The 11,641-nt window shown below is 64.0% G+C and carries 7 protein-coding genes; 5 read left to right on the forward strand and 2 right to left on the reverse strand.

Annotation, left to right across the window (positions count from 1 at the left end; genetic code table 11):
• Positions 1 to 1,956 (reverse strand): Rne/Rng family ribonuclease (locus tag ACFP9U_RS19790; RefSeq protein WP_378624094.1); only part of this gene is annotated, 1,956 nt, incomplete at its 3' end.
• A 631-nt stretch (positions 1,957 to 2,587) separates the two neighbouring features.
• On the opposite strand from ACFP9U_RS19790, the gene ACFP9U_RS19795 reads away from it, so the two are divergent.
• The 5 genes from ACFP9U_RS19795 to ACFP9U_RS19815 all read left to right on the forward strand — a co-directional run bounded on the left by ACFP9U_RS19795 (position 2,588) and on the right by ACFP9U_RS19815 (position 10,540).
• Positions 2,588 to 3,829 carry an N-acetylmuramoyl-L-alanine amidase gene (locus ACFP9U_RS19795; RefSeq protein WP_378624096.1) on the forward strand — a complete coding sequence of 414 codons (1,242 nt, stop codon included), beginning with the start codon at positions 2,588 to 2,590 and terminating at the stop codon, positions 3,827 to 3,829.
• A 208-nt stretch (positions 3,830 to 4,037) separates the two neighbouring features.
• Positions 4,038 to 6,488: a penicillin-binding protein 1A gene (locus ACFP9U_RS19800; RefSeq protein WP_378624097.1), complete on the forward strand. Its 2,451-nt coding sequence runs from the start codon at positions 4,038 to 4,040 to the stop codon at positions 6,486 to 6,488.
• Positions 6,489 to 6,617: 129 nt separating this feature from the next.
• A protein-coding gene (gene prfB, locus ACFP9U_RS19805) for a peptide chain release factor 2 (RefSeq protein WP_378624099.1) occupies positions 6,618 to 7,749 on the forward strand; the annotation gives its coding sequence in 2 pieces (ribosomal slippage) (positions 6,618 to 6,683 and positions 6,685 to 7,749; 1,131 coding nt in all).
• A gap of 150 nt (positions 7,750 to 7,899) precedes the next feature.
• Positions 7,900 to 9,723: a glutamine--fructose-6-phosphate transaminase (isomerizing) gene (glmS, locus tag ACFP9U_RS19810; RefSeq protein WP_378624100.1), complete on the forward strand. Its 1,824-nt coding sequence runs from the start codon at positions 7,900 to 7,902 to the stop codon at positions 9,721 to 9,723.
• Positions 9,724 to 9,841: 118 nt separating this feature from the next.
• Entirely contained in the window at positions 9,842 to 10,540 is a 699-nt protein-coding gene (locus tag ACFP9U_RS19815) for a DUF502 domain-containing protein (RefSeq protein WP_322451516.1), read from the forward strand.
• On the opposite strand, the gene ACFP9U_RS19820 is transcribed toward ACFP9U_RS19815, so the two are convergent.
• On the reverse strand, positions 10,492 to 11,641 hold a 1,150-nt coding region (locus ACFP9U_RS19820), incomplete at its 5' end, for an ATP-dependent DNA helicase RecG (protein WP_378624102.1). The genes ACFP9U_RS19815 and ACFP9U_RS19820 overlap by 49 nt on opposite strands.

Genomic DNA, 11,641 nt, shown 5'->3' on the forward strand with positions numbered 1-11,641 from the left:
GCGCTTGCGGCCGGAACCGCCGGATTCTTCGCCGACGGCCGAGGCGTCGTCCACCATTTCGCCCTGGTCCTCGGCGGAATCCTCCTCCTCGGCGAGATCCAAGTCCGGAACGGTCGCCGGCGCCGTGAAATCGCCTGCCGCGGGGCGGGTGGCCGGCTGGCCCTTCACGATCACATAGTGCTGGCCGTTCAGTCCGTCATCCGCCTCGACCGTTATGATCACGCCGAATCGCGCCTCCAGATCGACCAGATTCGAGCGCTTGTGATTGAGCAGGTAGAGCGCAGTGGAGGCGGGGGTGCGCACCGTGATGTCGTTGCGCGAGTCCTTCAGAAGGTACTCTTCGATAGAGCGCACCACCAGAAGGGCGACCGACGATTCGGAGCGCACATGCCCGGTGCCGCCGCAATGTGGACAGGGCTGCATCGTGCTTTCGAGGACGCTGGCGCGAATCCGCTGACGCGACATCTCCAGAAGGCCGAAATGGGAGATGCGCCCCACCTGGATGCGCGCCCGATCGTTCTTCAGACACTCCTTGAGCTTTTTCTCGACCGCGCGGTTGTTGCGGTTTTCCTCCATGTCGATGAAATCGATCACGATGAGGCCGGCGAGATCCCGCAGCCTCAACTGCCGTGCGATTTCCTCCGCCGCTTCCAGATTGGTCTGCAGCGCGGTGTCTTCGATGGAGTGCTCTTTGGTGGAGCGGCCGGAGTTGACGTCGATGGCGACCAGCGCCTCGGTCTGATTGATGATGACGTAGCCGCCGGACTTCAGCGTGACCTGCGGCTGCAGCATCTTATCGAGTTGTCCCTCGATGCCGTTGCGGGCGAAGATCGGCACCGTATCGCGATAGGGCTGAACCATCTTGGCATGGCTCGGCATCAGCATGCGCATGAAGTCCTTGGCCTCGCGATAGCCTTCCTCGCCGGCAACCAGGATCTCATCGATATCCTTGTTGTAGAGGTCGCGCACCGACCGCTTGATCAGGCTGCCTTCCTCGTAGACGAGAGTCGGAGCGATCGATTCCAGCGTCAGGCCGCGAACCTTTTCCCACAGGCGCATCAGATAGTCGTAGTCGCGCTTGATCTCCGCCTTGGTGCGGTTGGCGCCGGCGGTGCGCAGGATGACGCCCATCCCTTCGGGCACGTCGAGGCTCTTGACGACGTCCTTGAGCCGCTTGCGGTCCTGCGGGCTGGTGATCTTGCGCGAGATGCCGCCACCGCGCGCCGTGTTCGGCATCAGCACCGAATAGCGCCCGGCAAGGGAGAGATAGGTGGTGAGTGCGGCGCCCTTGTTGCCGCGCTCCTCCTTGACGACCTGAACCAGCAGAATCTGCCGGCGCTTGATGACTTCCTGGATCTTGTAGTTGCGACGCACCGGGCGGCGGCGGTTCTGCGCCTCGTCGAGCGCGTCCTCGGCGCCGACCGTGTCGACCTCGCCGTCTTCAGCGCCGTTGGCATCGTCCTGACCGCCGCTGGCGGCGGGGACGTCTTCGGAAACGGTATCGCCGCCATTGGCGGCTTCGGCGAGCGCGGGATTTGCGGCATCCGCTTCCGCGGACGCTTGCCCGTTCTCCGCCTTGTTGCCGCGGCGTCCACCACGCCGGCGCTTCTTGCCGCGGGCGCTCGAGGCCTGCGCTTCGCTTTCCTCCGCGTCGTCGGCGGCCCTTGCCTCCTCGGCTTCGGCCTTGAGCAACGCCTGCCGGTCGGCGACCGGAATCTGATAGTAGTCCGGGTGTATTTCGCTGAAGGCAAGGAAACCGTGGCGGTTCCCGCCATATTCGACGAAAGCCGCTTGAAGCGAGGGTTCGACGCGCGTTACGCGCGCCAAATATATGTTTCCTCGGAGCTGCTTCTTGTCCTGTGATTCGAAATCGAATTCTTCGATACGGCTACCGCGTACGACAACGACACGGGTCTCCTCCGGGTGGGAGGCATCTATGAGCATCTTGTTGGGCATAAAGTCTTGTCTCCCCGGCACGAATCCACTGTCGGGCGGGGGCGCTTACGCCACTTGCTGCCCGAACTCGGATATGGGTACCGGATAATCTGTAGTCTGCCGGTCTCGGCCTCGAAACGTCAGCGCGCCGGGTCGCGGCCATAGGGGCGCGGGACACTCGGGGAAGATTGCTGACTGTGTTCAAAGGCATCTCGTCGCCTGGCAGAACCGTTTCGATATGGGTCCGAATCGCCGAACCCGTTGCTTTGCTCGTCATGAGCCGGCACAGGATTCCCCGGCCGTTTTCCTTACGTTGAGGGTCCGGCATCCGCCGTCGACACCTCGCAGAAATCCTTGGAGCCATCGTTGCCGCCGCGTCGTTCCCGAGGGCTTGCGAGGAACCCTGGCGCTCTGACCACCATGGTAACGGACGCGATGATGGTTCAGTGCCGCTTTTATGATTTGGCTGCATCGATGGCAACCCTGATTTCGATGCAGCCGCGTCGGGCATGTCTCGCCTTGAAGCCGCCCCAGGCATCGGTTAAGCGCAACATGGGGCCGCGAAACCAGGCAGGAGCGCGCGTTGGATCGGGACAAACCGCACAGGTCGGGCAGGCTCCCACACCTCTCATATGAGGATGCCGCCGGACCATTGCAATTTCTGCGCACCCTCGGCGCGCTCTTTTTCATCATTCTCCTCATTGCGGCCGGCCTGGTCACGCAGGCTGGCGCACAGGAAGAGGGGGCGATGCACGAGGCGGCCGCGGGGTCTTCCGCCCCCATTCATGCCTACAACTACAGAATGGCCGGCGACCAGCAGCGCATGCGGATCATTCTGCATTTCGACCGAAAGCCGGAGGTCAACTGGTTCCTGTTGCGTGCGCCGCATCGACTGGTCGTCGACCTGCCGGAGACGGAATTTGCGATCGACGAGACTCGCACCGAACCGCGTGGGCTCGTCACGCGGGTTCGCTACGGCCGCATGCGGGAGGGGCATTCGCGCATGATCGTCACACTGGTGGGCCCTTTTGTGTTGGATGAGCTCTCGGTACTGCAGAACGAAACGTCGGCGGGCTACCGTCTCATCGTTGACCTTGTCTCCGCCTCGGAGGAGGCGTTCGAGGCGGCCATGCGCGAGCGTATCGATTCGGCGCCGGGGGCAGGGTCGGCGGCCAAGAGGCGGCGGATCGAGGCGGATGACGAGCGCTTCACCGTCGCCATCGATGCCGGGCATGGCGGGATCGACAGCGGCGCGCGCGGTGCCGGCGGCACGCAGGAGAAGACCATCACGCTGGCCTTCGCCCTGGAACTGAAGAACAAGATGGAAGAGACCGGGCGATACAACGTAGTGATGACGCGCGAAAGCGATGTCTTCCTGCGGCTCGACGAACGGGTGCGGATCGCGCGCGAGAACGGCGCCGATCTCCTTTTGTCGATCCACGCCGACTCGATCAGGATCAAGGATTTCGGGGGCGCGACGGTCTATACCCTTTCGGACAAGGCCTCGGACCCGGAAGCAGCGGCGACGGCCGCGCGCGAGAATCTGTCCGATTCGCTTGCCGGCCTTGCTGAAAAGGATGACCAGGACGAGGTGACGGATATCCTTGCCGATTTGATTCGGCGCGAAACCCATGCTTTTTCGATCCGCTTCGCGCGTACGCTCGTCGGCAAGCTGACCGACACGGTGAACTTCGTCAACAACCCGATGCGTTCGGCCGGTTTCCGCGTCCTGCGGGCTCCCGACGTGCCTTCGGTGCTGCTTGAACTTGGTTACCTGTCGAATCCGGAAGAGGAGGAGCAGTTGCGTGATGCCGATTGGCGAGAGCGGGCGGCACGGAACATCGTCGAGGCGATCGCCGTATTTGCGGAGGCAAAAAGGGCGGCGGGCGGTTAGCCGGCAGGAGGCGTGGCAAAGACACAACGCCGCGCGCTTTTCACGGGATGTTCATCAAAAACGACTGTTCTCTCGCAGTGTTTGCCCCATTTTGCTCACAACAGGCGGGCAGGGCTGGGAACGATAGTGATTTCTCTGCGCTGTCGCGATGGTATGATAGCCGGCGCAAACGATGGGCCGGGCGGAATTCGGCCACACTGGAGCGGGCATGATACGTCTTTTGGGATATTTCTTCGGCATCGGGGTCGTCCTGGCGCTGGTCGCTGCGGCCGGCGTGGCCCTCTATGTGGGCAATCTCACAAAGGATCTTCCCGACTACGAGGTCCTCGCCCGTTATGAGCCGCCGGTCACGACGCGGATTCATGCGTCCGACGGAAACCTGATGGCGGAATTTGCCCGCGAAAGGCGCCTCTACCTGCCGATTCAGGCGATTCCCGATACGGTGAAGGAAGCCTTTCTGTCGGCCGAGGACAAGAATTTCTACAGCCATCCGGGGGTCGACGCGACCGGTTTGATGCGCGCGGTCATCACCAATCTCCAGAATCTCGGCTCCGACCGCCGGCTCGTCGGTGCCTCGACGATAACCCAGCAGGTGGCGAAGAACTTTCTCCTGTCCTCGGACCAGACGATCGAGCGCAAGATCCGTGAAATGATCCTCGCCTTCAGGATCGAGCAGGCATACTCGAAGGACCGCATTCTCGAGCTGTATCTCAACGAGATCTGGCTCGGCCTCGGCGCCTATGGAATCGCCGGCGCCGCGCTGACCTACTACGACAAATCCGTCAACGAACTCACCGTCGCCGAGGCGGCTTATCTCGCCGCGCTGCCGAAGGGGCCGTCCAACTATCATCCTTTCCGCCACACCGACCGGGCGATCGAGCGCCGCAACTGGGTGATCGACCAGATGCACGCCAATGGCTATATCAGCGCCGAGGAGGCGGAAAGAGCCAAGGCGACCGGGCTCGACGTCACGCCGCGCCGGCGCGGCAGCTATCTCTTCGCGGCCGACTTTTTCACGGAGGAAGTGCGGCGCGAGATCATCGCTCGTTACGGCGAGGACGCGCTCTATGAGGGCGGCCTGTCGGTGAAGACGACGCTCGACCCGCAACTGCAGCTCTACGCCCGCAAGGCCCTGCAGAACGGACTCATCCGTTATGACACGCTGCGCGGCTTCCGCGGTCCGGTGGACCAGATCTCCGTTGATGGAGACTGGGGGGTGCCGCTCGGCGAGATCGAAGCGCTGAGCGACGTGCCGGAGTGGCAGTTGGCGGTGGTTCTGGAGGCCGGTGAGAACCAGGTGACCATCGGCCTTCAGCCCGGCCGCGAAGTCTCCGGCACCCTATCGGAGGAGCGTGAGACGGGAACGATCGCGGTCGACGACATGCAATGGGCCTTGCGTCACATGGTCGATGGCAGGCGCGTCAAGGCGTCCTCGCCCGCCGAGGTGCTGCAGCCCGGCGACGTCGTCTATGTCGAGGAGAAGGAAGACGGCGAGAACGCATGGCAGTTGCGCCAGGTCCCGGAGATCGGCGGCGCGATGGTGGCGATGGACCCGCATACGGGCCGTGTGCTGGCCATGTCGGGCGGCTTTTCCTTCGCCTCCTCCGAATTCAACCGCGCCACGCAGGCGCTGCGCCAGCCCGGATCCGCGTTCAAGCCGTTCATCTATGCCGCCGCCCTCGACAACGGCTATACGCCCGCCTCGGTGGTGCTCGACGCGCCCATCTCCATCCAGGTCGGAAACACTCTGTGGGAGCCCAAGAACTATGGCGGGAAGTTCGCCGGGCCGTCGACCTTGCGCGCCGGCATCGAGCGCTCGCGCAATCTGATGACCGTGCGGCTGGCCCGGGACATGGGTATGGATCTCGTTGCGGAATATGCGGAGCGTTTCGGCGTTTACGACAAAATGTCCAGGCACATCGCAAACGCGCTCGGTTCCAGCGAGACGACCTTGATGCGCATGGTCTCGGCTTATGCGGTGATGGCGAACGGCGGCAAGTACATCCAGCCCTCGTTGATCGATCGTATCCAGGATCGCTACGGCAAGACGGTTTACAAGCACGAACAGCGCGAGTGCAGCGGTTGTGACGCGGAGGCATGGGAAAACCAGCCGGAGCCCGAACTTATCGACGATCGCGAGCAGGTGCTCGATCCCATGACCGCCTATCAGATCACCTCCATGATGGAAGGCGTGGTGACGCGCGGGACGGCGACCACCGTCTCCGAACTTGGCTATCCCATCGCCGGCAAGACCGGCACGACAAATGACGAGAAGGACGCCTGGTTCATCGGTTATACACCCGATCTGGTGGTCGGTGTCTTCATGGGATACGACCAGCCGCGGCCGATGGGCCGCGGATCGACCGGCGGCGGCCTGGCGGCGCCGATCTTCAAGGAGTTCATGGCCAAGGCCCTTGAGGGTACGACGCCGGTTGATTTCCGCGTGCCGGACGGCATGAAGGTAGTCGCCATCGACCGTAAGACCGGCATGCACGCCGAAGCTGGGCAGCCCGGCGTCATCATGGAGGCCTTCAAACCCGGAACGGGACCGGCCGACACCTATTGGGTCATCGGAGATATGCAGGGCAGCGCCCAGGCACAGGAAATCTCGCCGGAAGCCGACCGCGCGATCACCACCGGCGCCGGCGGGCTCTTCTAACGGAAACCGCGGCGGCGCGCGAAGGCGAGGCGGCCGGTCCGGAATGCCGGCCTGCATGCGCTTTACAGGCGCGTTCCCCGCTCGTAGGTTCCGCCCCGATTCACGCCTAATCCCAAACAGAGACAACAAATGCGCAACGAAACGGCAAATCTGGTCGAAGAAATCAAGCAGGCGATCGGCCTGCTGAGGAGGTATCTTTGACTGGGACGAGGCGGTAAAGCGGCTCGAATATCTCAACACGCGCGCCGAGGACAGCGACCTGTGGAACGATCCGCAGGAAGCGCAGAAGCTTATGCGCGAGCGTCAGAGCCTGGAAGAGAACATCAACGCCATCAAAGGGCTGTCCCAGTCCCTTGACGACAATGTGGAACTGATCGCGCTTGGCGAGGAGGAGGGCGACGAGTCGGTCGTCGAGGAGGCGGAAGCAGCCATCCGCGCCCTGCGCGGCGAGATCGCCTCCCGGCAGATCGAAACGCTGCTTTCCGGCGAAGCGGACGGCAACGATACCTATCTGGAGGTCCACGCCGGCGCTGGCGGCACGGAGAGCCAGGATTGGGCATCGATGCTTCTGCGCATGTATACGCGCTGGGCCGAGCGTCGGAAGATGAAGATCGAGGTGCTCGAAGTCCATGACGGTGAGGAGGCAGGCATCAAGTCGGCGACGATCCTCGTCAGGGGGCGCAATGCCTATGGCTGGCTGAAGACAGAATCGGGTGTGCACCGCCTGGTACGTATCTCACCCTTCGACAGCAACGCACGCCGGCATACCTCCTTCGCCAGCGTCTGGGTCTATCCGGTGATCGACGAGAGCATCGAGATCGACATCCCCGAATCGGAGGTGCGCGTCGACACCTACCGTGCCTCCGGCGCCGGCGGCCAGCACGTCAACACCACCGACTCCGCCGTCCGGCTCACGCACGTTCCCACCGGAATCGTCGTGCAGTGCCAGAGGGAGCGCTCCCAGCACAAGAACCGGGCCACCGCCTGGGACATGCTGCGCGCGCGCCTCTACGAGGAGGAACTCAAGCGGCGCGAGGAGGCGGCGAACGCCACCGAATCGGCCAAGACGGAGATTGGCTGGGGCCATCAGATCCGTTCCTACGTGCTGCAGCCCTATCAGCTCGTCAAGGACCTGCGCACCGGCGCCGAGAGCACCAATCCGCAAGAGGTGCTCGACGGCGGGCTGGACGCGTTGATGAAGGCCTCGCTCTCCCAGCGCGTCAGCGGGGGCGAGGGCGCCGAGATCGCCGATATCGATTAAGCGCACCCGTCGGTCCCGCGGGCGGGTGCTGTGACACGCCTGAAACCATTTTTGTCTTTGGCGGACGCCCACTTCGCGATATGGCCTTGGGAAGGGTTAAGAACGGCTCTTTTGTCGGCCGGCGGACCACACTGAAGGAGGCGGGGAAACATGTGCGGAATCGTAGGCATCGTGGGTCACGGGCCGGTCGCGCCGCTGATCGTCGACGCGTTGAAGCGCCTCGAATATCGGGGCTATGACTCGGCGGGCGTCGCTACGGTCGAGGATGGCCGGCTTGGACGCAGGCGTGCCGAGGGCAAGCTGGTCAACCTCGAAAAGCGCCTGCAGGATGAGCCGCTCGGCGGGATGATCGGCATCGGCCATACGCGCTGGGCAACGCACGGCGTGCCCAACGAGACCAACGCTCATCCGCATTTCTCCGACAATGTGGCGATCGTCCACAACGGCATCATCGAAAATTTCGCCGAACTGCGCGAGGAACTGACCGCCGACGGCTACCGCTTCGCCTCGCAGACCGATACGGAGGCGGTCGCCCATCTGGTGGCGCGCGAGCTTGGCCGCGGCGCTGCGCCTCAGGATGCCGCCTTCGCCGCGTTGAAGCGCCTGAGGGGTGCCTTCGCCCTGGCGATCATGTTCCGTGACGACGACGACCTGATCGTCGGCGCGCGCCAGGGACCGCCGCTTGCCGTCGGCCATGGCGACGGCGAGATGTATCTCGGTTCCGACGCCATCGCGCTGGCGCCGTTCACCGATTCCATCACCTATCTGGAGGACGGCGACTGGGCTGTCGTGCGTCGCTCGGGCATCGAGATCTTCGGCATGGACGGCGCGCGCGTGGAGCGCAAGCGCCAGCAGTCGGTCGGCACCAGCTTCCTTGTCGACAAGGGCAATCACCGGCACTTCATGGAGAAGGAGATCCACGAACAGCCGGAGGTGATCGGGCACACGCTGGCCCATTACCTCGACTTCGCCGCCGGCGAGGTGAAGCGTTTCGATTCGCCGATCGCGTTCGACAGGATCGACCGGCTTGCCGTTTCCGCCTGCGGCACGGCCTATCTTGCCGGGCTCGTCGGCAAATACTGGTTCGAGCGCTACGCACGCCTGCCGGTCGACATCGATATCGCCTCCGAGTTCCGCTACCGCGAGATGCCGCTTTCGGCCGCCAGTGCCGCCCTTTTCGTCTCGCAATCGGGCGAGACGGCCGACACGCTCGCCTCGTTGCGGTATTGCCGCGGGGAGGGGGTCCCGATCGCATCGATCGTCAATGTGCGCGATTCCACCATCGCCCGTGAAAGCGACGGGATTTTTCCCACACTCGCCGGCCCGGAAATTGGCGTTGCCTCGACGAAGGCGTTCACCTGTCAGCTGTCCATCTTCGCCGTTCTGGCCGTCCGGGCGGCGATTGAAAGGGGCACGTTGACGAAGGAACAGGCCGGTGCGCTGGTCAAGGCACTCTCGGAAGTGCCGCGCTACGCCTCGCAAGCCCTGAAGCTGGAGGAGCGGATCGAGAAGGTGGCGCGCGAGCTCTCGCAGGTCGACCATGTGCTCTATCTCGGTCGCGGGACCAGCTATCCGCTGGCGCTTGAGGGCGCGCTGAAGCTCAAGGAGATTTCCTATATCCATGCCGAGGGCTACGCGGCGGGCGAGTTGAAACACGGGCCGATCGCGCTGGTCGACGAGAAGATGCCGGTGATCGTCATCGCCCCGCACGATCACATCTTCGAAAAGACCGTCTCCAATATGCAGGAGGTGGCCGCACGCGGCGGGCGCATCATCCTCATCACGGACGAGGCGGGAGCGGCCGGCACGTCGCTCGAGGGCGTGGAAACGATCGTCATGCCGGAGGTGCCGGAGTTTATCGCCCCCATCATCTACGCGCTCCCCGTGCAGATGCTCGCCTATCACACTGCCGTTGCCATGGGCACCGACGTCGATCAGCCCCGGAATCTCGCCAAGTCGGTGACGGTGGAATAGCGAAAGGTCGGGCGATCGACTCGCTCCGTTTCATCTGGACGAACGCTGCCTTCCTCGGGTAGTGTTCGCCGGTGCCGAGCTTTTTTCCCTATTCAGCCGATATCCGAGGACTTGCCCGGTGACCCGCCTGCGCAATTATTTTCTGACGGGCTTCATCGTAACCGCGCCCCTGGCGATCACCCTCTATCTGACGTGGTCGCTGATCCGGTGGGTGGATTCCTGGGTCAAGCCGTATATCCCGGCCCGCTACAATCCCGATACCTATCTGCCCTTTGACGTGCCGGGGTTCGGGCTCATCGTCGCCCTGGTGGTGATCACGCTGGCGGGCTTTCTCACGGCCAACATCATCGGGCGCACGATCGTTTCCTACGGCGAATACCTTCTCGGCCGGATGCCGCTCGTGCGCAGCATCTATCGTGGCCTGAAACAGATCCTGGAGACGGTGCTCTCGGAGCGTTCGGACACCTTCAAGAAGGTGGGCCTCATCGAGTATCCGCGTAAGGGGCTGTGGGCGCTCGTCTTCATCGCCACCGAGGCGCGGGGGGAGGTGCGCCACCTCACCAACGGGGACGACAACCCGGCCGTGGCCGTCTTCCTTCCGACGACCCCCAACCCGACGTCCGGCTATCTCCTCTACGTGCCGCGCAACGAGATCATCGAGCTTGACATGTCGGTGGAGGACGGGGCCAAACTGGTGATCTCGGCCGGCCTCATCTCGCCCGAATATGAGGCAAAAACCAAAGCTCTGGCCGAGGAGGCTCTGGCCGATCAACCGGCCCGCAGAAGGCGCACCGCCTCATCCTTGCCGAACAGGTAAAGCAGCATTCGCAAGGCCTTGCCCCGCTCGGAAGCGAGTTCCGGATCGCGGGCGAGGAGAAGCCGCGCGTCGTCGCGGGCCGTTGCCAGGAGTTCGGCGTGGAATTCCAGCCGCGCGACCAGAAAGCCCGGCGAGCCGGCCTGGCGCGTTCCCAGAAGATCGCCTTCGCCACGCAGCCGCAGATCCTCCTCGGCAATCAGGAAGCCGTCTTCGCTCTCCCGCAGGATGGCGAGGCGCCGCTTGGCGGTCTCGCCCAACGGCCCCTTGTAGAGCAGAACGCAGGATGAGGGCCGCTCGCCGCGCCCGACGCGGCCGCGCAGCTGATGCAGTTGTGCCAGGCCGAAGCGTTCCGCATGCTCGATGACGATGATGGTCGCGTCCGGCACGTCCACGCCGACCTCCACCACCGTTGTGCCGACGAGGATGCGCGTAGCGCCGTCCCTGAAGGCACGCATGGCATCATCCTTCTCGCGGGCCGCCATGCGGCCGTGGACGAGGCCGACGGCGGGTCCGAAGACCCGTTCAAGCGCGGCGAAGCGATCCTCCGCGGAGGTCAGTTCAAGCACTTCCGATTCTTCGACCAGGGGGCAGATCCAGTAGACCTTCTGCCCCTCCTCGACCGCCTCGCCGAGCCGTGCCATCAACTCGTCCAGCCGCTCCGCCGGCATCGTCACGGTACGGATCGGCTTGCGGCCGGCGGGCTTTTCGGTTAGCCGCGAGACGTCCATGTCGCCGAAGGCCGAAAGCACCAGCGTGCGCGGGATCGGCGTCGCCGTCATCACCAGCATGTCGGGCGCGTTCCCCTTGGCGGTGATGGCGAGGCGCTGGTGAACGCCGAACCGGTGCTGCTCGTCGATGACCGTGAGGACGAGATCCTTGAAATGCACCGATTCCTGGAACAGCGCATGGGTGCCGACGACGAAGGCGATGTCGCCCGAGGCAATCCCGTCGAGCACAGCCTGGCGCTCGCGGCCTTTTTCGCGGCCGGTGAGAAGCGCGGCCTTCAGGCCGGCCGCCTCCGCAAGCGGGGCGATGGTCGCGAGATGCTGCCGGGCGAGCAGTTCCGTCGGCGCCATGAGGACTGACTGGCCGCCGGCCTCC

Source organism: Nitratireductor sp. GCM10026969 (assembly GCF_042660605.1).
Taxonomy (GTDB): domain Bacteria; phylum Pseudomonadota; class Alphaproteobacteria; order Rhizobiales; family Rhizobiaceae; genus Chelativorans.

What these genes read in the sequence shown, in the direction of transcription:
- ACFP9U_RS19800 (WP_378624097.1), top strand. Translation starts at nt 4,038, where the DNA reads ATGATACGTCTTTTGGGATATTTCTTCGGCATCGGGGTCGTCCTGGCG.
- glmS (WP_378624100.1), top strand. Translation starts at nt 7,900, where the DNA reads ATGTGCGGAATCGTAGGCATCGTGGGTCACGGGCCGGTCGCGCCGCTG.